General features: G+C 70.2%; 18 protein-coding genes. 5 read left to right on the top strand and 13 right to left on the bottom strand.

Annotated elements, in window-relative coordinates:
- Nucleotides 1-48: 48 nt before the first annotated feature.
- Nucleotides 49-546: a hypothetical protein gene (locus AB0J72_RS41065; RefSeq protein ID WP_363409471.1), complete on the top strand. Its 498-nt coding sequence runs from the start codon at nt 49-51 to the stop codon at nt 544-546.
- On the opposite strand, the gene mgrA is transcribed toward AB0J72_RS41065, so the two are convergent.
- Entirely contained in the window at nt 526-1,488 is a 963-nt protein-coding gene (gene mgrA / locus AB0J72_RS41060; RefSeq protein ID WP_363409497.1) for an L-glyceraldehyde 3-phosphate reductase, read from the bottom strand. The two genes, AB0J72_RS41065 and mgrA, sit on opposite strands and share 21 nt — an antisense overlap.
- Before the next feature lie 59 nt (nt 1,489-1,547).
- On the opposite strand from mgrA, the gene AB0J72_RS41055 reads away from it, so the two are divergent.
- A complete protein-coding gene (locus tag AB0J72_RS41055; protein ID WP_363409468.1) occupies nt 1,548-1,940 on the top strand; it encodes a response regulator in 393 nt (130 codons plus the stop codon).
- A 29-nt stretch (nt 1,941-1,969) separates the two neighbouring features.
- Here the strand turns inward: AB0J72_RS41055 and AB0J72_RS41050 are convergent, their stop codons facing one another.
- The 9 genes from AB0J72_RS41050 to AB0J72_RS41010 all read right to left on the bottom strand — a co-directional run bounded on the left by AB0J72_RS41050 (nt 1,970) and on the right by AB0J72_RS41010 (nt 13,357).
- The gene (locus AB0J72_RS41050) at nt 1,970-3,661 is read right to left on the bottom strand and encodes a S8 family serine peptidase (protein ID WP_363409465.1); all 1,692 of its coding nucleotides are present in this window, start codon (nt 3,659-3,661) and stop codon (nt 1,970-1,972) included.
- A 227-nt stretch (nt 3,662-3,888) separates the two neighbouring features.
- Nucleotides 3,889-5,019, bottom strand: a complete 1,131-nt coding sequence (locus AB0J72_RS41045) for a dipeptide ABC transporter ATP-binding protein (RefSeq protein WP_363409462.1) — start codon at nt 5,017-5,019, stop codon at nt 3,889-3,891.
- A gap of 11 nt (nt 5,020-5,030) precedes the next feature.
- Nucleotides 5,031-6,107, bottom strand: coding sequence for an ABC transporter ATP-binding protein (locus AB0J72_RS41040; protein ID WP_363409459.1), 1,077 nt, complete (start codon nt 6,105-6,107; stop codon nt 5,031-5,033).
- Between the two features lie 52 nt (nt 6,108-6,159).
- On the bottom strand, nt 6,160-7,161 hold the full coding sequence (locus tag AB0J72_RS41035) for an ABC transporter permease (RefSeq protein WP_344502781.1): 1,002 nt from the start codon (nt 7,159-7,161) through the stop codon (nt 6,160-6,162).
- A gap of 133 nt (nt 7,162-7,294) precedes the next feature.
- The gene (locus AB0J72_RS41030) at nt 7,295-9,016 is read right to left on the bottom strand and encodes an ABC transporter substrate-binding protein (protein WP_363409456.1); all 1,722 of its coding nucleotides are present in this window, start codon (nt 9,014-9,016) and stop codon (nt 7,295-7,297) included.
- Between the two features lie 214 nt (nt 9,017-9,230).
- Complete coding sequence (locus tag AB0J72_RS41025) at nt 9,231-10,232, bottom strand: ABC transporter permease (RefSeq protein ID WP_363409453.1); 1,002 nt, start codon at nt 10,230-10,232, stop codon at nt 9,231-9,233.
- A gap of 487 nt (nt 10,233-10,719) precedes the next feature.
- On the bottom strand, nt 10,720-11,535 hold the full coding sequence (locus AB0J72_RS41020; RefSeq protein ID WP_363409450.1) for an exodeoxyribonuclease III: 816 nt from the start codon (nt 11,533-11,535) through the stop codon (nt 10,720-10,722).
- 133 nt (nt 11,536-11,668) lie between these two features.
- Nucleotides 11,669-12,679 carry a LacI family DNA-binding transcriptional regulator gene (locus AB0J72_RS41015; protein ID WP_344502777.1) on the bottom strand — a complete coding sequence of 337 codons (1,011 nt, stop codon included), beginning with the start codon at nt 12,677-12,679 and terminating at the stop codon, nt 11,669-11,671.
- 300 nt (nt 12,680-12,979) lie between these two features.
- Nucleotides 12,980-13,357, bottom strand: coding sequence for a hypothetical protein (locus tag AB0J72_RS41010; protein WP_363409447.1), 378 nt, complete (start codon nt 13,355-13,357; stop codon nt 12,980-12,982).
- A 114-nt stretch (nt 13,358-13,471) separates the two neighbouring features.
- Here AB0J72_RS41010 and AB0J72_RS41005 point away from each other — a divergent pair, with 114 nt between their 5' ends.
- Nucleotides 13,472-13,996, top strand: a complete 525-nt coding sequence (locus AB0J72_RS41005) for an AAA family ATPase (protein ID WP_363409445.1) — start codon at nt 13,472-13,474, stop codon at nt 13,994-13,996.
- Between the two features lie 34 nt (nt 13,997-14,030).
- Here the strand turns inward: AB0J72_RS41005 and AB0J72_RS41000 are convergent, their stop codons facing one another.
- Nucleotides 14,031-16,514: a transglycosylase domain-containing protein gene (locus tag AB0J72_RS41000; protein WP_363409442.1), complete on the bottom strand. Its 2,484-nt coding sequence runs from the start codon at nt 16,512-16,514 to the stop codon at nt 14,031-14,033.
- 593 nt (nt 16,515-17,107) lie between these two features.
- Between AB0J72_RS41000 and AB0J72_RS40995 the strand changes: the two genes are divergently transcribed.
- Both AB0J72_RS40995 and murD read left to right on the top strand, forming a co-directional pair.
- The gene (locus AB0J72_RS40995) at nt 17,108-18,424 is read left to right on the top strand and encodes a hypothetical protein (protein WP_363409439.1); all 1,317 of its coding nucleotides are present in this window, start codon (nt 17,108-17,110) and stop codon (nt 18,422-18,424) included.
- Complete coding sequence (gene murD, locus AB0J72_RS40990) at nt 18,411-19,760, top strand: UDP-N-acetylmuramoyl-L-alanine--D-glutamate ligase (RefSeq protein WP_363409436.1); 1,350 nt, start codon at nt 18,411-18,413, stop codon at nt 19,758-19,760. Before AB0J72_RS40995 ends, murD begins: the two co-directional genes overlap by 14 nt.
- Before the next feature lie 3 nt (nt 19,761-19,763).
- Here murD and AB0J72_RS40985 read toward each other — a convergent pair whose 3' ends face one another.
- Both AB0J72_RS40985 and AB0J72_RS40980 read right to left on the bottom strand, forming a co-directional pair.
- A complete protein-coding gene (locus tag AB0J72_RS40985) occupies nt 19,764-21,206 on the bottom strand; it encodes an LLM class flavin-dependent oxidoreductase (RefSeq protein WP_363409434.1) in 1,443 nt (480 codons plus the stop codon).
- Nucleotides 21,203-22,108 carry a septum formation family protein gene (locus AB0J72_RS40980; RefSeq protein ID WP_363409431.1) on the bottom strand — a complete coding sequence of 302 codons (906 nt, stop codon included), beginning with the start codon at nt 22,106-22,108 and terminating at the stop codon, nt 21,203-21,205. The genes AB0J72_RS40985 and AB0J72_RS40980 overlap by 4 nt, the downstream gene beginning before the upstream one ends.

The raw sequence follows: 22,108 nt of genomic DNA, 5'->3' as shown, positions 1-22,108 counted from the left end.
GAACCCGAGCTGCGACCACGCAGTCCAAGAGAGATGGAGACACCTTCGATGAGGTCGAGGACCCCGATCGCCGTCACCGCCCTGCTCGCGCTGGCCCTGACGGGCTGCGCCGACGACGCCAACCAGGCCGGCACGGCGCCGTCCACCAGTGCGGCGGCGCCGGCGAGCACCAGCGTGAGCCCGAGCGCCGACCCCAGCACCAGCGGCAGCCGGAACACCACGGACGCGCTGCTGATCTTCACCCGCCAGGGAGGCCTCGCCGGCACCAACGACCGCCTGGTGGTACGCCCGGACGGCGGCTGGACGCTGACCGCCAAGGCCGGCACCAAGGAAGGCAAGCTCACCCCGGCCCAGCTGACCACGCTCAAGGGCACCCTGGAGCAGGTCGGCTTCTCCAAGCTGCCCACCGCCGCCGGCAGCACCAACGTCGCCGACGGCTACACGTACACGATCACCTATGGCGGCAAGGAGGTCCAGGTGAAGGACGGCGCCGTGCCCGCCGCCCTCCAGCCGGTGATCACGACGCTAAACGGTCTGCTCAGCTAGCACTGCGTCGATACGGGCGAGCTCGTCAGAGGACAGCGCCGGAGCCGACAGCGCCCCCAGGTTCTGCTCCAGCTGCGCCACCGAGCTCGCCCCGATGATCAGCGAGGTGACCCGCGGGTCGCGCAGCGCCCACGCCAGGGCCAGCTGCGCGAGGCTCTGGCCGCGCCCGCGGGCCACCTCGTTCAGCGCCTCGATCGTCTTCAGGCGCGACTCGCTGAGGTCGCTCTCGTTCAGGAACCGGCTGGTCCGCACCCGCGAATCGTCCGGAATGCCGGAAAGGTAGCGGTCCGTCAGCAAACCCTGTGCGAGCGGCGAGAACGGGATGCACCCGGCGCCCTCCGCGGCGAGCACGTCGAGCAGCGAGTCCTCGATCCAGCGGTCGAACATCGAGTACCGCGGCTGGTGGATCAGCAGCGGCGTGCCCAGCGAGCGCAGGATCTCCGCCGCCGTAGCGGTCTGCTCCGGCGTGTAGTTGGAGATGCCCACGTAGAGCGCCTTGCCGGCCCGCACGGCCCGGTCCAGCGCCCCCATCGTCTCCTCGAGGGGCGTGTCGGGGTCCGGCCGGTGGGAGTAGAAGATGTCGACGTACTCCAGGCCCATCCGCCGCAGCGACTGGTCCAGCGACGCCGTCAGGTACTTGCGCGACCCCCACTCGCCGTAGGGGCCGTCCCACATGTCGTAGCCGGCCTTGGTCGAGATGATCAGCTCGTCCCGGTAGGGCCGGAGGTCCTCGGCGAGGATCCGCCCGAAGTTCGTCTCCGCGGAGCCGGGCGGCGGCCCGTAGTTGTTGGCCAGGTCGAAGTGGGTGACCCCGAGATCGAAGGCGCGACGCACGATCGCCTGCTGGGTCTCGTACGGACGCGCGTGCCCGAAGTTGTGCCACAGCCCGAGCGAGATCGCCGGCAGCTTCAGCCCGCTGCGGCCGCTGCGCCGGTATTGCATGTCCTGGTATCGGCTCGAAGCCGCCTCATACGCCACGCTGAGGATCTTAAGCTGGGGTAATGGGGGCTGCGACGGTACTGGTGGCAGAGGACGATCCGGATATCCGTGAGCTCTTCACCATGGCGCTGGAGTCCGCGGGCGCGGCGGTCGTCGCCGTCACCAGCGGCGGCGAGGCCCTCGAAGCCCTCCGGAAGGACCAGTTCGACCTGCTGGTCACCGACATGTGGATGCCGAACATCTCGGGCCTGGACCTGTGCAAGGCGCTGCGGGCCGACCCGGCGACGGCGAAGCTGCCGATCCTCATGCTCAGCGCGTACGGGCGGATGCGGGGCCGCGAGGAGGCGATGATGGTCGGCGCCACGGAGTACCTGACGAAGCCGATCCGCCCGAGCGTCCTGGTCAGCAAGGCCGACGCCCTGCTCGGCGGCCGCCTGGTGGCACGCGACGCATAGACGCGTGCCACCAGGACGGTCAGAACCTGCTAGCGGTGCTCCCACCAGGCCTTGGCGGTCACGGCCTTGTAGGCGTCGACGATGCCGAAGCCGTAGAAGCCGTTGAACTCCGTGCCACCCTCGCAGAGCGCGTTGAACTCCTCGGAGCGGCCTTCGTTCGTGTACGTCTGCAGGCGCGGCTCCGGGCAGGCGTGCTCGGCGGCCGTGCTGTACAGGATGTACTCGACCTTCCACGGCTCGAGACCGAAGTCCTTGCCGTGCTTGGCGCCGTGCGCGCTCACGATGAGCGCCGCGACGCCGGCCGCGTGCGGGGAGGCCATCGAGGTGCCCTGCAGCCAGGTGTAGTAGCCGCACTTCCCGGCCGCGGTGCATTCCTTGTAGACCAGGCCCTCGGCCTCCGGCACGACGTTGCCGTCGGCGTCGACCGTGCCCTCCTCCTGCAGCACCTTCTTCGGGTACGTGGAGAGGATCATGTTCTCGTTGGTGCGGTAGGTGTCCGTGCCGAAGCCGTCACGGAACCAGCCACCGGGCGCGGACACGCCGATGCGCTCCAGGCCGTAGTCGGAGAAGTCCGACTTCTTCAGCGACGGGCCGAGGGACGAGACGCCGATGACGAACGGTCCCTCGACGGGCAGGTCCCAGCAGGAGCTGTTGTCGATGGGCCGGTCGTACGCGGCGTCCGCCGGGTAGTCCGGGCTGGAGATGTCGGTGCGCGGCTTGCCCTTGTCCTCGTGGTTGTTGCCGAGCGCGCCGACGAGCGTGACGCCCTTGAAGTGGGCGTACGTCAGGGCCCGGAACATGCCACGGATGATGGTGCGCTGCTCGGCCTGCGCGGCGGGGGAGTCCGCCGGGTTGGCCGTGCAGTTGAACAGCCACGGGTCGACGTAGAACGACATGTTGACCACGTCGATGCCCGACTGGCCGGCGTGCACGAGCGCGTTGACGACGGGCTCGAGGAAGAAGTACCCCGAGTCCTGGCCGCCCTTGAGCTCGACCAGCGACACGTTCGGCGCGACACCGGAGATGCCGAAGCCGTTGGCCGCCGCGCCGATCGTGCCGGCGACGTGCGTGCCGTGGCCGCCGTCGTCGGTGCCGACCGGGTCGAGGCAGCTCGCGACCTCACACGGACCGTCGATGTCGACCTTGTCCGGCGCGAAGTTCTTCGACAGCGCCCAGTTGAAGTTCGGGGCGATGTCGGGCTGCGACGCGTCGACGCCCGTGTCCAGGACGCCGACGGTGACGCGCTTGTCACCGGCGTTGACCTTGCGGGCGAGGTCCGACTTGACCGTCTTGAGGCCCCACAGCTTGTCGTCCATGGGGTCCAGTCCGGCGGTGGCGGGCTTCTTGCCACCGGGCTTCTTCGCCGCTGCCGCTGCCGCGGCCAGTGCTTCCTTCTCCACGCCGGACGGCTGCTCCTTCTTGGGAGCCTTGCCGATGGCGGTGCGGTGCGCGGCGCCGACGAGCTTCGAGGAGGCTGCCGCCTTCTCGACGAAACCGCTCTGCGGTGCCAGGACCGTGAACATCCCCACCGTGTCGTTGGTGGCGATGACCTTGCCGCCGGCCTTGGTGATGGCGGCGGTCGCGTCACCGGTGGAGACGTTGTCCGCGGCCACCACGGTGTACTCCGTGTTGGCGACGGCCTCGGCGCTGGCCGGTGCGGACAAGCCTGCCGTGCTCACGGTCAACGCCGCGGTGATCACCGCGGCGCCCGTGAACCTCATCTTGAATCCCACATGTCCTCCCGGTTCGAGGGGATGGGGATATGAGATCGAAAAACATTGGTCTGCGGAAGGCGTTCGCCTCAAGATTTTCAAATGTTTCGGGCGATTCGCTCCACGGTTTCCTTTGCGTCCGCACCGCATAGGGGCAGGTCGCGGGTAGGGGGCGAATTGACAGAACAACGCCGGGGAGCCGACCTTGTCGACTCCCCGGCGCACATTCCGTGGTGTTATGCGATCGGCTCCGCAAAGGGGTCCGTCGAGGCGGCCACCGGGATCTCCGCGGCGGCGGCCCGGGCCGCCTGCGCGCCCTTGGCCGAGCGCTCCTCGTCGGTGATCGGGAAGTGGCAGGCGACCGTCTGGCCCGGCAGCAGCTCGCGCAGCGGCGGCTCCTCCTGGGCGCAGACGTCCTGCGCCTTCCAGCACCGGGTCCGGAAGCGGCAGCCGGACGGCGGGTCGATCGGGCTGGGCACGTCGCCGGTGAGCAGGACCCGCTCCCGCTGCGCCTTGTCGCGGCGGTCGGGGTCGGGCACCGGCACCGCCGACAGCAGCGCGAACGTGTACGGGTGCAGCGGCGTGCCGTACAGGCCGTCCCGCGGGCCGACCTCGACGACCTTCCCCAGGTACATGACGGCGACCCGGTCCGAGATGTGCTTGACCACGGACAGGTCGTGCGCGATGAACACGTAGGTCAGGTTGAACTCGCGCTGCAGGTCGTCGAGCAGGTTGACGACCTGCGCCTGGATCGACACGTCCAGGGCCGAGACCGGCTCGTCGGCGATGATGAGCTTCGGCTGCAGGGCGAGCGCCCGGGCGATGCCGATGCGCTGCCGCTGACCGCCGGAGAACTCGTGCGGGTAACGGTTGTAGTGCTCGGGGTTGAGCCCGACCAGCTCCAGCAGGCGCTGGACCTCACGCTTCTGCCCGTGCGGCGTCTTGATGTTCTGCACCTGCAGCGGGGCGCCGACGATCGAGCCGACGGTGTGCCGCGGGTTCAGCGACGAGTACGGGTCCTGGAAGATCATCTGGATCTCCCGGCGCAGGGGGCGCATCTGGGAGACGCCGAGGTGCGAGATGTCGCGCCCCTCCAGGATGACCTTGCCGCCGGTCGGCTCCAGCAGCCGGGTCATGAGCCGGCCGGTGGTGGACTTGCCGCAGCCGGACTCGCCGACCAGGCCGAGCGTCTCACCGCTCTTGACGGCGAGGTCGATGCCGTCCACGGCGCGCACGGCGCCGACCTTGCGCTTGAAGAAGGCACCCCGAAGGATCGGGAAGTGCTTCTCGACGCCGCGGACCTCGAGGAGGTTCTCGCCGTCCCGCTGCGGAGCAGCGGCCGGCTGGGATTGGGTGCTCGTCGACACTGTCGTGCTCCTCAGAGGGATGGGGCGATGTCCGACTTGAAGATGGCCAGCCGTTCCGCGGTCGGGATGTGGCACGAGACACCGTGGTCGATCGTGCCATCCGCCAGCGTCGGTTCGACCGTCTTGCAAGGGATGCCGTTGCGCTCGACGTAGGGGCAGCGCGGGTGGAACGAGCAGCCGCTCGGCAGGTTGATCAGCGACGGCGGGTTGCCCTTGATCGGGACCAGCCGGTCGCGCACCTCCCGGTCGACGCGCGGCATGGAGGACAGCAGACCCCAGGCGTACGGGTGCTCCGGCCGCCGGAAGATGGTCTGGGCGGTGGCGTGCTCGACGCACTTGCCGCCGTACATGACCAGGATGTCGTCGGCGAGCTCGGCGACCACACCGAGGTCGTGGGTGATGATGATGACCGCGGAGTTGAACTCGGCCTGCAGGTCGCGGATCAGGTCCAGGATCTGCGCCTGCACCGTCACGTCCAGGGCGGTGGTCGGCTCGTCGGCGATGAGCAGCTGCGGGTTGTTGACCAGCGACATCGCGATCATCGCGCGCTGCCGCATACCGCCGGAGAACTGGTGCGGGTAGTCGTCGACGCGCTTCTGCGGCTGGGGGATGCCGACCCGGTCGAGCATCTCCACGGCCCGGCGCCTCGCCTCGGCCTTGCTGACCTTGTGGTGTACCCGGTAGGCCTCGATGATCTGCTTGCCCACCGTGTAGTACGGGTGCATCGCCGTCAGCGGGTCCTGGAAGATCATCGACATCTTGGCGCCGCGCAGCGCGCGGACCCGCTCGGGCGAGGCGCCGATGAGCTCCTCGCCGTCGAGCCAGACCTCGCCGGAGATCTTCGCCGATCCCCGCCGGTGCAGGCCGAGGATGCCGAGGCTGGTGACGCTCTTGCCGGAGCCGGACTCGCCCACGATGCCGAGGGTCTCGCCGCGCTCCAGCTGGAACGTGAGGCCGTCGACGGCCCGCACGATGCCGTCGTCGGTCTTGAAGTGGATCCGCAGGTCACGCACGTCGAGGAAGGACTGTGCCGACGAGCCGGCGCCGACGGGGGTCGGGTCGCCGTCCTTGAGCAGACTGGTGGACATGCTCACTCCTTTCCAGGGGTGCCGGGTCGAGCGGATCGGGGCTGCGGCAGCGTCACGAGAGCCGCACCCGCGGGTCGATCACGGCGTAGAGCAGGTCCACGAGCAGGTTGGCCATGACGATGAAGAACGCGCCGAAGAGGGTCACGCCGAGGATGATCGGCAGGTCCTTGACGTTGACGGCGTCGATGCTGAGCCGGCCGATGCCCGGGAGGCTGAAGACGCTCTCGGTGAGGATCGCACCGCCCAGGAGGCCACCGAGGTCCAGGCCGAAGATCGTGACGATCGGGGTGAGCACGGAGCGCATCGCGTGCTTGCCGACCACGACCCGCTCCTTGAGGCCCTTGGCCCGGGCGGTGCGGACGTAGTCCTCGCTCATGGTCTCGAGCATCTGGGCGCGGGTGAGGCGGGTGTACTGGGCGGCGAAGAGCAGCGCGAGGGTGACCCAGGCCAGGAAGAGCTTGTTGGCCCAGCCGACCGGGTCGTCCTTGAAGTTGATGTACTCGCCACCCTGGAAGATCGGCCAGGTATGGACGAAGAGCTGCTGGGCGACCAGACCGGTGAAGTAGATGGGCAGTGAGACGCCGGCGAGCGCGATGATCATCGCTGTGCGGTCCGCGATCGAGCCGCGTCTCAGTGCGGATATGACGCCACCGGCGACGCCGAAGAGCAGCCAGATGACGGCGGCCCCGATGGCGAGGGAGATGGTGACGGGGAGCCGGTCGATCAGCAGCGGCCACACCTCGCGGTCGGTGCGGAAGGAGTAGCCGAAGCACGGGGCGGAGCAGTGGGTCACGGTCGGGCCGTTGTTGTAGTCGCGGCCGGCGACGATGCCCTTCAGGAAGCGGCCGTACTGGATGTAGATCGGCTTGTCCAGGCCGAGCTTGACCCGGGTCGCCTCGACGTCGCGCGGGGTCGCCGACTTACCGACGTACATCTCGGCAGGATCAGCTCCGGCGGCCTTCGGGATCGCGAAGAAGATCAGGAAGGTGACGGCCGAGACGGCCACGAGCAGCACGACGGCTGTGACCAGGCGGCGCAGGATGTAGTTGATCACGTGTGCGGCCTGACGCCGGCCGGCTCGACGGGGTTCCCGTCTCACCGGCCGGCGCCGTGGCCTTCACCTGCCTTCTTTTCCTCGGAAGGGCGGGTTACCGGCTTACTGGCATTGCTCGGTCAGGACGACCTCGTCAGCTGGAGACGCCCAGGCTGCTGAAGTCGTACATGCCGTAGTACTCCGTGACGAAGACGTTCGTCAGGCGGGGGTTGCGGTAGTTCAGGGCCTTGTCGTACACGAAGGGAACCATGACGGCCTCCTCCATGACGATCTTGTTGATCTTCGACCAGATGTCCGCGGCGGCCTTCGGGTCGGTCGCGGCCTTGGCGTCGTCGATCAGCTTGTTGACCTCGGGGTTGTTGAGCTCGGCGTAGTTGTTGTTACCCGACGCGGAGATCGTGCGGCCGTCGACCAGGATCGACAGGAAGCCGTAGGCGGTCGGGAAGTCCGCGCCCCAGCCGGCCATCATCAGGCCGTAGCCCTTGGCGTGCACGTTGGACGGCGCGCCGATGGTCGAGCGGAAGTACAGCGAGGCGTCGGTCGGGTCGAGACGGGCGTTGATGCCGACGTTCTTCAGCGCGGCCTGCAGCGCCTCGGCCGTCTTCGGCTCCTTGCCGGCGTTACGGGTGGCGATGACCGTGTCGAAGCCGTTCGGCTTGCCACACGCGGCCAGCTCTTCCTTGGCCTTGTCGATCTGCGGCTTGCCCGACTTGGTGTTGTACAGGTCCATGGCCGGGTCGTGACCCGCGATGTTCGGCGGGAGCATGTTGATGGCGACGTCGCCACCGGCCTCGGCACCACCACGCGCGGTCTGCATCGTGACCTTGTCGGTCGCGTACTGCACGGCCTTGCGGCAGTGGATGTTGTCGAACGGCGGGACCTTGGTGCTGATCGAGAAGTAGCGGATGAAGCCGGTGGTCGGCGTGTCCGCGTTGGCCTTCTTGGTCGGGTCGAGCAGGATCTTCGGCTGCGCACCCTGCTGGACACCGGTCTGCGCGGTGTCGATGTCGACGTCGCCGCTCAGCAGCTGGTTGTCGATCTCCTCGACGGCCGTGCCGATGGTCAGGTCGATCTGGTCCGGCAGCGCCTTGCGGATGGTGTCCGTCTTGGCGTCCCAGTTCTCGTTGCGGACCAGGACGGCCTTCTTGCCGGGCTCGTACGACTGGAACTTGTACGGGCCGGTCGAGCCGGGCTTGTCACCGTACTTGTCGCCGGTGTCCTTGGCCTTCTGGACCGGGCCGGCGCCGGGCATGGCGAGCAGGTAGCTGAAGTCCGAGAGCGGCTCCTTCAGCTTGAAGACGATCGTCTTGTCATCCGGGGTCTCGACGGACTTCAGACCCAGCTTGTCGGGGTCGGTGTCCTTGTACGGGCCGGGGTACTTCTGGCCCTGGTCGAGCACGTCGATGAGGTAGGTCGGGCCGCCGGACAGCACGTCCTGCGCGAAGACGCGCTCGATGCCGTACTTGATGTCCTTCGAGGTGATCGGCGCGCCGTCCTCGAACTTGACGCCGTCCTTCAGCTTGAAGGTGTACGTCTTGCCGCCGTCGGTGATCTCCGGCAGCTTCTCGGCCAGGTCGGCCTCGAGCTTCAGGCCGTCCTCGCCCGGCTTCGACGCGTTGGTGAGGAGGGTCCGGACGTAGTAACCCTTCTGGAAGTTCCAGACCCAGGCGTAGTACGCGCGGACCGGGTCGAACGAGTCCGGGTCGGAGTGGTTGACGAGCTTGAGCGTGCCGCCCTTCTTGTCAGAAGGGTTGATGACGCCCTTGGTGGCGGCGTTGAAGCCGGACACACCCGCGGTGCTGGAGCCCGTGCTGGGCGTCTTGTCGTCGCCGCCCGACCCACAGGCGGACAACACCAGGGCGACAGCAGCCGAACCGGCCACCAATGCCCCTGTCCTCATTCTCACTAGGTTTCCCTCCTTGTTTGGCACGACCCGCCGAGGGACGGGCCGTCCGAGCTGTGCTGCTGTGCGAGCGGAGATCGGGGCGGCACGGACGGATCCCAGGTGCGGAATCCGGTCCGGGCACGGGGTGGCGGTGCCGGTACGCAGGTGGCAGCGCTGGTACGGGTTACCGGTTGGCCTTGGGGTCGAGCGCGTCCCGCAGGCCGTCGCCGAACAGGTTGAAGGCGAGAACCATGATGAAGATCGCGAGGCCCGGCACGAACATGTACACCGGGTCGTAGGTGTAGTAGTTCACCGCATCGGAGAGCAGGCGGCCCCACGAGGGAGTGGGGGGCAGCACGCCGACGCCGAGGAAGGACAGCGACGCCTCGAAGACGATGTTCGTCGGGATGACGAGCGTCGAGTAGACGAGGATCGGCGCGACCAGGTTGGGCAGCAGCTCGCGGAAGAGGATCCGGGTCGGCCCGGCACCGACGCTGCGGGCGGCCTCGACGAACTCCCGTTCCCGCAGGGAGAGGGTCTGCCCGCGGACGATGCGGCCGATGTATGGCCAGCTGAAGAACGAGATGACGCCGACGACCACCGCGATGCGCCAGGCGGTCGTGACCGGCACGACGGAGATCAGCGCGATCGAGAACAGCAGGTAGGGGAACGCCAGGATCAGGTCCATCAGGCGGCTGACCATGCTGTCGATGAACCCGCCGAAGTAGCCGGCGCAGATGCCGAGCACGACGCCGAGGATGACCGCGACGACCGTGGCGGACAGCGCGACCAGCAGCGAGACCCGGGCACCGTAGATGATCTGCGAGAACATGTCCCGGCCGGTGACCGGCTGGACGCCCAGCAGGAACTCCTTGCTGATGCCGCCCCACGTGCCGGGCTCGGGGATACCACCGAGGTTGGGGTTGATCTTGTCCTGGTGGAACTCGTTGATCGGGTGTCCCCACACCTTGTTGATCAGCGGTGCGAAGATCGCGACGAGCACGAGGAACACGATGACGCCCGCACCGGTCAGCGCGAGCTTGTCACGCTTCAGACGGGTCCAGGCGATCTGACCGAGCGACCGACCCTCGATGGCCTTGGCGGGGACACCGGACGGCGTACTGGTCGCCTCTTCGACACTCGGCACCTGCTCGTCGCTCTTGGACGTGACGGGTCCCATAGTCATGGGCGTGGCGCCCCTCTCCCCGGCCGCTTGCCCCGCCTTGCGCAACCGCCAGCAATGACCGTCGCATGGAACCGCGCGTCGGTCAGACCGGGGCCCGTGGCGTCAGCAGCCGATCGGCTGTGTCTTCGTGGACTCCTGGTGCCCTATCCGCAGGTTCGGTCCACGGGCAGAGCGTGCACGAAGCCGACTTGGTGTGTCGCCTCCGTTGGTGGAACCCTGTCTCCCGTTCGGCCGATCGTCAAGGGTCACCCCCCGTCCTGTAACCAAGTCCACGCCGGGCCGTGATGAGGGCGTGATCCAAGCACAAAGACTTATGGATCATACACCCCCGAATCGGGCGAATTACCAGCTCATCGTAACGGTGTGATCACGCTCCGCTTTGGCTGAAGCACGCACAAAAGGAGGCCGTGGGCCAGCCACCACTTTACTTGATCGTTTCACTTTTAACAGTACCGTCCGGCCAGGTGTCACTGGTCACGGAGCGTGTTCAAACGTCGATGTCCACCACGATCGGCGCGTGGTCCGACGGACCCTTGCCCTTGCGTGCCTCGCGGTCGATGGTGGCGGCCTTGACGGCCGCCGCGATCGCCGGACTCGCGTAGAAGAGATCGATCCGCATGCCTTTGTCCTGATGGAACATGCCGGCGCGGTAGTCCCAGTATGTGAACGGGTTCGGGCCCTTCATCGGCGTGGGCACCACGTCCCGCAGCCCGGCGGCGAGCAGCGCGGCCAGGGCCTCCCGCTCGGGCGCCGTCACGTGCGTGGCGCCGGCGAACGCCGCGGGGTCGAACACGTCGGCGTCGGTCGGCGCGACGTTGAAGTCCCCGCACACCACGAGCTGGTCGGTCCGGGTCAGCTCGTCCACCATGTGGGAGCGCAGGACGTCGAGCCAGCGCAGCTTGTACGTGTAGTGCGCCGACTCGGGGGTGCGGCCGTTCGGCACGTACACCGACCAGACCCGCACGCCGCCGCACGTCGCGGAGATGGCCCGGGCCTCGATGCGGGGCGACTCGAACAGCCCCTCCTCGCCGGTCGGCTCGCCGCCCCAGCCGGGGTCGCCCTCGAAGCCCCGCACCACATCGTCGAGGCCGACCCGCGACAGCAGGGCCACCCCGTTCCACCGGCCCTCGCCGTGCGCGGCGACGGCGTAGCCGAGCGCGGCGACCTCCTCGGTGGGGAAGCCGTCCGCGCCGACCTTCGTCTCCTGCAGGCAGAGCACGTCGGGTCCGGTGGTCTCGAGCCAGTCGAGCAGGCGCGGGAGCCGGGCCTTGACCGAGTTGACGTTCCAGGTCGCGAGTCTCACCCGTCCCACAATGCCCTATCTCGATGAACTCGTCAGGCTCTTACCGGCTGCCCCACCGCAAGCGGCGGATCCCACCGGGGGATTCTCGCCTCCGGAGCCTCCGGAGCCCCCCAATGCGCCGCAAGCGGCACACTCAAGCCGACTCGCGCTTGATGAGCTCCGTCGGCAGCAGCAGCACCGGCTCGATCTGCTCGCCGGCCGCCATCCGCAGCACCTGCCGGGCGACGGTGCGCCCGATGTCGGTGATCGGCTGCCGGACGGTGGTCAGCGGCGGCTCGGTGTCGCGGGCGAACTCCATGTCGTCGAACCCGACGACCGCCACGTCGTCGGGCACCCGGCGGCCGTTCTGCCGAAGGGCGCGCAGGGCGCCGTCGGCCATCGCGTCGGACGCGGCGAAGACGGCGTCGAGCTGCGGATCGTCGGCGAGGAGCTGGCTCATGGCGAGCGCGCCGGACTGCCGGGTGAAGTCGCCGACCGCGACGATCGAGCGCCGGCTGGCGTCCTGCATCGCCGACCGGTACCCCTTGAGCCGGTCGATGCCGGCGCTCATGTCCTGCGGCCCGGCGATCGTCGCGACCCGGCGGCGGCCGGTGTCGAGCAGGTGGTGCACCGCGGCGCGGGCCGCGTCCTCGTTGTCGACGTCGACGTAGGGCACCTGCGACTGGGTGAGCAGCCGGCCGTTGCAGACCACCGGCACGCCCGCGCGGCTGAGCCGCTCCGGCAGCGGGTCCGCGCCGTGCATGGAGAAGATGATCGCGCCGTCGACGTGGCCGCCGGTCGCGTAGCGCTCGACCCGGTCGTGGCTGGGGCCGGACGGCCCGACCATCATCAGCACGAGCTGCTTGTCGGCGGCCTCCAGCTCCAGGCTGACGCCTCGGATGACGGCGGCGAAGAAGGGGTCGTCGGAGAACACCCGGCTGGTCGTCTCCGAGGCGACGAGGGCGATCGAGTCGGTCCGCTGGGTCACCAGGCTGCGGGCCGCCTGGTTGGGCACGTACCCGAGGGCGTCGACGGCGTTGAGCACCTTGTCGCGGATGTGCGGCGCGACGGAGGTCGAGCCGTTGACCACGCGGGAGGCGGTGGCCCGCGAGACTCCGGCACGTTGCGCGACGTTCTCCAGCGTGGGCCGATCCCGCCCCGACATCACCATCTGCGCTTTCCCCCATATCTGTCTGCCGGACCCATCATGACTGAAGTCGCCCGATGGTATGGCGCAGAAAAAGGACGGGCGACGAAGCATGCCGCTCCGCCGCCCGTCGCACCCTCACACCGGTTACACCCTGATCACGTTTCGCCTGGACGATCGGCTGGTCACCCTGGCCGCCAATCGGCCTGAGAGCGCTCTCAAGACACGATTCAGAGTGGCTCATGACTAGCGCATTGTCAATCGTAAAACCCCATGAAAGCGCTCTCTGGAATATGTTGTCGGAAACGCCAAATACCCCTATGCCGCCTGGCGTCGCCGGCAGGCTTCGACATGTGCCGCGACGACGGCAGTGGTGTTGGAACGCACACACGCGTCCGCACCCGCTTCGAGCACGTCGACGACCTCCTGGTGGTCGCTGTAAGGGCTCAGCACCACCACGATCGCCGACGACGGGTGCCGCAGGCACGCGGCGGTCACCGCCTTCGGGCCGGGGTCGTCGAGCACCACGATGTCCGGGTCCCGGCCGACCGGCTCGTCCGTCGTGCGGCGCAGCACCGTCCAGTCGTGGGGGAGGTACCGGGTCAGGTCCGTGAACCTCGTCCCGCCCGCGACGAGCAGCACGGTGACGTGATCGAGGCCGGAAGCGGAGCGCTGGGGGAGGGTCAAGATGTTCATGCCTCATTTATCGCCCGCGGGCCTGCCATCCGGCTCGACGCCCGCTGCGAAGAACCTGGCAGCCCGGCGCGGCGTAACCGGTCCACGGGCGCCGCCTCGTGAAAGGCTGGACCGGTGATCGTCTGGATCAATGGACCCTTCGGCGTCGGCAAGACGACCCTCACGAAGGAGCTGTGCCGCCGGGACCCGAAGGCGCGCGCGTTCGATCCGGAGCGCATCGGCTGGGTCCTCAAGCGGACGGTCGGGCGGATCAAGTCCGGCGACTACCAGGACCTCCCGGTCTGGCGTTCGGCCACCGTCACCGCCGCCGCGTGGCAGACCCGCGGCGCCGACCCGCTCATCGTGCCCATGACCGTGGTCCGCGCCCCGGTGCTCGCCGAGCTCTTCGACGGGCTGCGGGCCCGCGGTCACGAGGTGCGCCACCTGCTGCTGGACGTGTCCGCGCCGGTGCTCATCGACCGCGTCGAGCACGATGACGACGACGACCCGCAGGCGTGGCGCCTGGACCAGCTCGGCGCCTACCTCACCGCCCGGCGCGACCTGCGCGCCCACGCCGACGCCGTCCTGGACACCGACGACCTGGAGGCCGCCGAGGTGGCCGACGACGCGGCGGCGATCATCGCCGCCTGGCGGTCCTGACCGGCCCTTCCCCGAAAGGGCCGGTCAGGACGGTTCAGTTCTTCTTGCTGGCGCTCGGGCTGGCGCTCGGCTTCGGGCTCTTGCTCGGCCCGGACCCGCTGGGGCTCGGGTTCGGGTTGGGGTTCGGCGTCGGGTTGGCCGGGTCGACCGGGGCGCTCGGGGTGGGCGAGATGCCAGTGCCGACGTCCTTGTCGCCGACGCCCTTCGACGGCAGGAACGACACCTTCGGCATCTTCACCGCGGTCAGCGCCCCGTCGAGGAAGTCCCGCCAGACGGGTCCCGGCAGCTTGCCGCCGATGATGTTGTCGCCGTTCTTGAACTTGATGGGCATTTCCTTGTCCTTGTTGCCCACCCAGACGGCGGCGGCCAGGCCGGGGGAGTTCTTCGACTTGTCGTACGGGACGTAACCGGCCATCCACGCGTGCGCGTTGTCCGTGCCGGTGCCCAGCTGCCAGGTGCCGGTCTTGCCGGCGAGCGGGTAGCCGTGGGCAGCCTTCAGGCCGTAGTGCGTCGGCACGCCCTGCAGGACGGTGGTCAGGTCGTCGGCCATCTGCTCGGTGAACCCCGCGATCCGCTGCGGCTTGAGCACCTCGGCGAACACGCGGTTGTCGCCCTGCCACACCTCCTTCAGAAAGTGGGTCTTCGCGGCCATGCCCCGGGCGGCGAAGGTGGCCATGCCGCCGGCGTGGTCCAGGACGGTGATCGGGTACTGGCCGAAGCCGACCTCGTTGTCGAACAGCTTGCCGCCGACGTCCGCGCCCTTGAGCTTGAGCAGGTCCTGGCGCTGCGCCTCGAACTTGCCGTCGACCTTGACGGTGGCCCACATGCCGGTGAGGCCGGCGGCCCGCGCCGTGTCGATGACCTTGTCGGGGCCGAGCATCATCGCGATCTCGAAGAACGGGACGTTGAGCGAGTCGACCGTGATCTCCTCGAGGGTGCACCACGTGCCGGAGCCCGACTTGCAGTGCGGGACGGTGCCCTCGGTCGCGTTCTTGACCTGGTTCTTGTTCGCCGCGGTGCGGCTGCCCATGTCGTGCGGCACGCCGTTCCAGAAGGAGCCGATGGTGTAGCCGGCCATCAGCGCCGTCGCGAGGGTGTAGACCTTGAAGGTCGAGCCCGGCGGGTGGCCGCCGCAGCAGCTCGGCTTGCCGTCGCCGAGCACCGGATCCATGTAGTAGCCGGCGTAGTCGTTGCCGGAGCCCTTGTCGCCGCCGTAGTAGGCCTTGACCGCGCCGGTCCCGGGCTCGACCGCGACCAGGGCGGCCTGCAGGTTGTCCCGCTGGTTGAACATGTTGGAGTCTTTGCTCTGCGTGCTCGCCTCCTGCACCGCGACCTTCTGAATGCGTGAGTCGAGCGTGCTGACGATCTTCAGGCCGCCGTTGCGGATCCGGTCGAAGTTCTTCGCGCCCTGCGGGTCGACGTCCTCGTACAGCAGCCCCCCGGTCGCCGGGTCGGTCAGCGCCGCGACCTCCTGCAGCACGTGGTGCACCGCGAGACCCTCCGGCTTGTCCAGGCCGGTGTTGGCGGCGGCGTTGTTGGCCCGGTTCTGCGCCTGCGTGATGGGCGTCGGCAGCTTCAGCTGCTGCGCCTCCGCCTCGGGGATGAACTTCAGGGCCACCATCTGCTTGCGGATGTAGTCGAAGCGGCCCTGTGCCTCGCCCTGGTTGACCGTCGGGTCGAACGGGCTGCCCTTCTCCTTCTCACCGTTTGGGTTCTTGATGATCCCGGCGATCACCATGCCCTCGGCCACGCTCAGTTCCTTGACGGGCTTGTTGAAGTAGGCGTACGCCGCCGCCTGGATGCCGTCCGCGCCGCGGCCGAAGTAGATGATGTTGAGGTACATCGTCATGATCTGGTCTTTGGTGTACTGCTGGTTGAGCTTCGTCGCGATGATCGCCTCGCGGACCTTCCGGCCGTACGTGACGCCCTCGAGGGTGGCCCACTTACGGGCGTACTGCTGGCTGATCGTCGAGGCGCCCTGCAGCTCACCGCCCGTGACGTTGTTCCACGCGGCGCGGGCGACGCCCCAGTAGTCGACGCCGTCGTTGGTGTAGAAGGTGTTGTCCTCCGCCGCGACGACGGCCTGCTGCACGTGCTTCGGGATGTCCTCGAACTTGACGAGCGTGCGGTTGCGCCCGATGCGGGCCATCAGCGGCCCGTCGGCGTAGTAGATCGACGTCGACTGCTCCAGCGCGAGGTTCTCCGGCAGCTCCACCTGGTCGAAGTAGTAGGTGCCGGCCACCATGCCGACGCCGGTGATCATGATGAACGCGGCGAGCGCGGCGATGATGATGTTGCGCCGGCGCCGCTTCTTCGCGCGGGCACCCGGGGAGGGCCGACCTTCGGGGGCGTCGGGGACGGCGGCGGACGGCGGCGCCATCCGCGCCGACGACGGCACCGAGGCCCGCGCGGACGCCGAGCCGAACGCCGCCCCGGAGGTCGGCACCGACGCCGACCCGGTGACCGGCCCGGTCACCGGCGCGGCGGCCCGGACCGGCCCCGCGCCGGGGCCACCCACAGGGCCACCCACAGGCCCGCCCACGGAGGCGCGCCCGGTCGGCGGCTCCGCGGACGGCGGCGGGACGCTCGCGCGCCCCGCCTGAGGCGGCGGACCCGGGACGCTCGCGCGCCCGGCCTGCGGCGGAGGGCCCGGAACGCTCGCCCTGCCCGCCGACGGGTTGCCCGGCTCACCGCCGTAATGCATCTGTCCCACGCTGTGTTGCCCCCAAGTCTGTGCGTCCGGCGGCGGCGCGGCGGGGTTGCCGCGACTCGCCCGGCCATCGGGCAGGTCCCGGGACGGGGTCACCCCGTCGCGGCTGCCCAGAGCCGGCCCTGTAGCTGCACCGCAGCGCGTCCCGGCGGGTGGTGCCACCCACGGAACTCACACAGCGTCATCGGCGGCGCCGGCAAGTCCACAACCCGTCCCTGGGTACGCATGGCCAGAGCGTACGTGCTCCCGCCATCGAGGGCGATCCCGCTCACCTTCGGTGATGGTCCGGATGACGCTGTGGAGGCGGCTTCCCGACGCACCGGACCGGCCGGCGGGCGGTGCGCGGCAGATACCATTGCCCGGTCCGTGGATGGCGCGGGCGCGAGAGCTAGGAGACCCGCGTGAACGTCGAAGCGCTGCGCTTCCCCGGCCGGGAGTTCGACCCGTCGACCGGTGTCGCCCGCTTCCACTATGCGCTCGGTGACCTCGTGCTCACCGAGACCGTCGACTTCGGGCCGCCGTCGGTGCTCCACCCGGCCCTCGACCGGGTCCTGGACCTCCTCTACGTCGCGGCGTCCACGTCGTACTACAAGATCGCCGCGCCGCGGAAGGTGGAGCTCGGGTTCCCGGTCGCCGAGAAGGCCTGGGCGTGGGTGACGGCGCTGTTCCGCGAGGGCCTCGGCGAGTTCGCGTACCAGAACAAGCTCGACTACGTGCTGGACCTGGAGATCGTCCCCGGCCCGTGGGCCGAGCCGCCGGCGGAGACCCACGAGCCGTCCGGCCCGCCCCTGGCGGCGGTCGGCGGCGGCAAGGACTCGATCGTCACGATGGAGGCGCTGCAGCTGGCCGGGCTCGACCCGGTGCTGTTCGCGGTCAACCCCAACCCGATCATCCGCAGCGTGATGGCCGTGTCACCGCAGCCCGTCCGCACCGTCCGCCGCACCCTCGACCCGAGGATGCGGGAGCTGAACGCCGCCGGCGCGTACAACGGCCACATCCCGGTCACGGCCATCAACTCGCTGATCGCCGTCGCCGCCTCGCTCATGCACGGCCTCGGCCCGGTCGTCATGTCCAACGAGTCCTCGGCCTCGGTGCCCAACCTCAGCTGGCTCGGCCGCGACATCAACCACCAGTGGTCCAAGGGGCTGCCGGCCGAGGCGCACCTGCGCGACGCCCTGCTCGCCCACGCCGGCCTGCAGGAGGCGTACTTCTCGCTGCTGCGCGGGCTGTCGGAGCTGCACATCGCGGCGCTCTTCGCGAAGTTCACCACCTACGACGCGGTCGTGACCAGCTGCAACGCGGCGTTCAAGCAGCGCGACGCGACCGACCGGTGGTGCGGGCACTGCCCCAAGTGCCGGTTCGTCTTCCTCGCCATGGCCCCGTTCACCGGCCGTGAGCGCCTGCTCGGCATCTTCGGCACCGACATCTTCGCCGATCCGACGCAGCTGCCGGGGTACCGGGAGCTGATGGGCCTCACCGCGCACAAGCCGTTCGAGTGCGTGGGCGAGATCGAGGAGTCCCTCGTGGCGCTGCGCCTCCTCGCGGAGCAGGACGAGTGGAAGGACACCCTGATCGTGTCCGCGCTGACCACCGAGGTGCGGGCGGGAGCGGGGCTGCCGTCCGACGCCGAGGTCGAGGCCACGTTCCGCGGCGACGGACCCAACCTGGTCCCGCCGGTCTACCTCGCCGCCCTGGAGGGTCTCGGTGCAGCTCGCTGACCTGCGCGACCGGCGCGTCGCCGTCTGGGGCACCGGCCGCGAAGGCGTCGCCGCCGTCCGCGCCATCGCCGCCGCCGGCCCCGCGTCGCTGGTCGCCGTCGACGACCGGCAGAACTTCCTCACCAAGGACTGGTCGCCGGAGCTCGCCGCGCTCGCGCCGCTGCACGCCGGGCCCTCCGGGTTCGACGCGCTGCGCGCCGCCGACGTCGTCGTCCGCTCACCCGGCGTCGCGCAGACCCACCCGTGGATGGTCCAGCTGCGCGCCGCCGGCACCCGGGTCACCGGCGGCACCGCCCTGTGGATGGCCGCCCACCGCGACGTGACCATCGGCGTCACCGGCAGCAAGGGCAAGAGCACCACGAGCAGCCTCGTCAGCCATCTGCTGGCCGCCGCCGGCGCGCCCAACGAGCTCGGCGGCAACATCGGCATCCCCGTGCTGGACCTGCCGCCCGCGCCCGCCTACGTGCTGGAGCTCTCGGCGTACCAGTGCGCCGACCTCGACGACTCGCCCCGCGTCGCGGCCGTCACGTCACTGTTCCCGGAGCACCTCGACTGGACCGGCGGCGAGGACGAGTACTACCGGGTCAAGCTCAACCTCGTCGCCAACGGCCCGTCCGCGGTCGTGGTGCACGCCGGCTCCACGTTCGTCCTGTCGGAGCTGGCCCGCCGCTTCACGGACCTGCCGCTGCACGTCGTCGGCGGCCCCGACTCGTTCCACCTGGCCGGCGGCGTGTTCAGGCTCGGCGGCACGCCGCTCTTCCCCCGCACCGCCCTGCGCCTGCTCGGCTCCCACAACGAGGCCAACCTGTGCGTCGCCCTCGGCGTCCTGCAGGCCTACGGCGTCGACGTGGCCGCCACGGCGCCGCTGCTGGAGGCGGCCCTCGCCGGCTTCGCCGGCCTGCCGCACCGCCTGGAGCGCATCGAGGACCCGTCGGGCCTCACGTTCGTCGACGACTCGCTGTCCACGATCCCGCAGGCGGCGATCCACGCGATCGAGGCCTTCCGCGACCGCCCGCTCACGGTCCTGCTGGGCGGCGAGGACCGCGGCGTGGACTACTCGCCGCTGCGCGAGTACTTCGCCGCGGCGACGACCCCGACCACGGTGATCGGCATGCCCGACAGCGGCGCCCGCCTCGTCGGGCTCCTCGCGGGCCTGCCCCTCGTCACGACCCACGTCACCGACAGCCTCGAGGAGGCGGTCACCCTGTCCCGCAAGGTGACCCCGGCCGGCGGCGTCGTGCTGATGTCGCCGGCGGCCCCCAGCTACGGCCGCTTCGACAACTACGCCCACCGCTCCAAGGTCTTCCGCCAGGCGATCACCGACACCGCCCCGTAGCGCTCAGCGGAAGGCGGCCATGACCTCGGCCATCGGGGCCAGGCATTCGGGGTCGGGGAGGCGGACCATCGCCTCGCGGACACCCGCGTCCGCCAGCTGGCGGAAGCGGCCGACGTGGTCGGCGACGGTGCCGGCGTTGACCTCCCGGGCGTAGGCCTCGCGGGACCTGCGGCCGCGGCGGCGCTCGACGAGGTCGGCGAGGTGGCGGTCGTCGGCGGCGACGAGCGCCGTGCCCAGGTGGGTGAGGCGGGTGTCCGGGTTGTACCCGTGCAGCACGGACGCCTTGCGACGGACGGTGGCGAGGTCGCCCATGACGTTGGCGGCGTCGGCGTAGGTGGCGGCGAGCCGCAGCGTGCGCCGTTCGCCGTTGCCGCCGACGATGATCGGCAGCCGCTCCTGTACGGGCCGCGGGTAGCACAGCGCCTCCGGCACCGTCAGGGCCCGCCCCTCGAACCCGGGGCTGCCCTTGCCCCACAGCAGCGGCAGCACCCGCAGCGCGTCCTCGAGCAGCGCGTAGCGCTCGCCGACGGAGGGGAACGGCCAGCCGTAGGCGACGTGCTCCTCCTTGAACCACGCGAGCCCCAGCCCGCACACGGCCCGCCCGCCGCTGAGCACGTCGAGGGTCGCCACGATCTTGCCGAGGTGCGCGACGTTGCGGTACGTCACCCCGGTGACCAGCGCGCCCAGCCGCACCCTGGTGGTGCACGCCGCGAGGTAGGCGAGGGTCGTGTAGCTCTCCAGGAAGTCCTCCCAGGCGCGCCCGAGCTGCGGGATCTGCCGGAAGTGGTCCATCACGTAGATCGCGTCGAAGCCGGCCTCCTCGGCCCGGACCGCGGTGGCCCGCACGTCGACGCCCTGGAACTCGCCGATGTGCAGGCCGAAACGCAGCCGGGCCGGGTCGTCCTCCTGCCGGCGCCGGGCCTCGGCGGCCGCGACGAACGCCTCGGGCACCGTGCGCGCCGGCGTCTCCGATGTCGGTCGCTCCAGGTGTACGGCGTCGAACCCCTCCGACACGAGCGCGTCCCTCGTCGAGGCCCAGGTGCGGAGCTGGGCGGTGAGGACGTCGGCCGGGATCCGTTTCGTGGCCCGGGCCCGGTTCCTGGCGCGGCACTGCGCGGCGGGCGTGTCGAACGCGACCGCCACCACCGGCAGCCCGTGCTCCCGCGCCGCGGCGATCCAGCCCGCCCGCCGCTGGGCGTCCAGGCCGAGCGTGTCGATGACGGTGGTCAGCCGCCGCCGAATCCGCTGCGCCACGACCGTGTCGAGCAGCGCGAACGCGTCGGCGCTGGCGGTGATGTCGTCCTCGCCGGCGCCGACGAGCGCGCGGAGCCGGTCGCTGCTGACGATCCGGTCGGCGGCGAAGCGCGCCCCGGCCCACGTCGACTTCCCGGCCCCGCCCGGCCCGACGAGCACGACCACGCAGGGCTCGGGCAGCGTCAGCGTCACGGCAGCTGCTTCGTGCCGAGGTCGCGGACCGAGACGCGCAGCGGGGTCTTGCTCGACACGTTGAGGAAGCAGTGGGCGGTGCGGTCGCCGAGGGCCCACTGGTTGGCGGTCAGGCCGGTCCAGAACGTGTAGATGTCGGCCCGCTGGAACAGCTGCGTCTGCGAGAGCCCGAGGAACTGGGCGATCTTCAGGTAGCAGGCGTCGCCGGCGAGCTCCTTGAGCTTCTGCTGCGGCGGGTACTCGCCGGCCGGGGCGGTCCAGGCGCCGACGAACTCGGTGTCGTGCGGGGCGTCGCAGGCCACCGGCTTGACCGCGTCGACGGTGCCGTAGAAGCCCTTGGCGTCGAGGTCGCCGCCGGAGAGCTGGACGCAGGCGAGCGCGAGCGGGCCCTTGCCGCCGCTCAGGCCGCCCTTGACGCTGCCGGTCCGCTCCTGCGGCGCGAAGAGGTCGTCGGACGCCTCGGCGATCCCGCACAGGTACCGGCGGCCGCCCGCCTGCCACGTCGCCGCCGCCGGCATGCGGAAGACGGGGAACAGCCGCCCGGTGCGCCAGTCGCCGCCGAGGTAGGCGGTGGCGGCCTTGTCGCACTCGGCGTACGCGGCGCGGCTGGGGTCGCTGTCCCAGGCGGGCGGCGCGGGCGCGTCGGGGACGGTGCCGCCGCCGACGACCTCGACGGCGTGCGGCTCGGCGCAGTCGACGGCCCGCAGCGGCGACGCCGACGGCTCGAACGCGGCCACGGCCCCCTGCAGGCACGACCCCTGGGCCGGCGGGGAGTAGGAGGCGGCGGGCAGGGCCGGCCAGCCGTTGGTGAGGTCGCCGTCGGTGCCGGCGGGGGTGCCGCAGCCGGCGAGCGCGCCGGCCACGCACAGGATCGCGACCGTGACCCGCCGACCTCGCCGCAC

Source organism: Dactylosporangium sp. NPDC049742 (genome assembly GCF_040674675.1).
GTDB classification, from domain to species: Bacteria; Actinomycetota; Actinomycetes; order Mycobacteriales; family Micromonosporaceae; genus Dactylosporangium; species Dactylosporangium maewongense.
Note: the sequence above shows the minus strand (reverse complement) of the source record. Positions and strands in the feature narration are given on the sequence as shown.

What these genes read in the sequence shown, in the direction of transcription:
- AB0J72_RS41025 (WP_363409453.1), bottom strand. Translation starts at nt 10,232, where the DNA reads ATGACTATGGGACCCGTCACGTCCAAGAGCGACGAGCAGGTGCCGAGT.
- AB0J72_RS41010 (WP_363409447.1), bottom strand. Translation starts at nt 13,357, where the DNA reads ATGAACATCTTGACCCTCCCCCAGCGCTCCGCTTCCGGCCTCGATCAC.
- AB0J72_RS41040 (WP_363409459.1), bottom strand. Translation starts at nt 6,107, where the DNA reads ATGTCCACCAGTCTGCTCAAGGACGGCGACCCGACCCCCGTCGGCGCC.
- AB0J72_RS41065 (WP_363409471.1), top strand. Translation starts at nt 49, where the DNA reads ATGAGGTCGAGGACCCCGATCGCCGTCACCGCCCTGCTCGCGCTGGCC.
- AB0J72_RS41050 (WP_363409465.1), bottom strand. Translation starts at nt 3,661, where the DNA reads ATGAGGTTCACGGGCGCCGCGGTGATCACCGCGGCGTTGACCGTGAGC.
- mgrA (WP_363409497.1), bottom strand. Translation starts at nt 1,488, where the DNA reads ATGCAATACCGGCGCAGCGGCCGCAGCGGGCTGAAGCTGCCGGCGATC.
- AB0J72_RS41055 (WP_363409468.1), top strand. Translation starts at nt 1,548, where the DNA reads ATGGGGGCTGCGACGGTACTGGTGGCAGAGGACGATCCGGATATCCGT.
- AB0J72_RS41015 (WP_344502777.1), bottom strand. Translation starts at nt 12,679, where the DNA reads ATGTCGGGGCGGGATCGGCCCACGCTGGAGAACGTCGCGCAACGTGCC.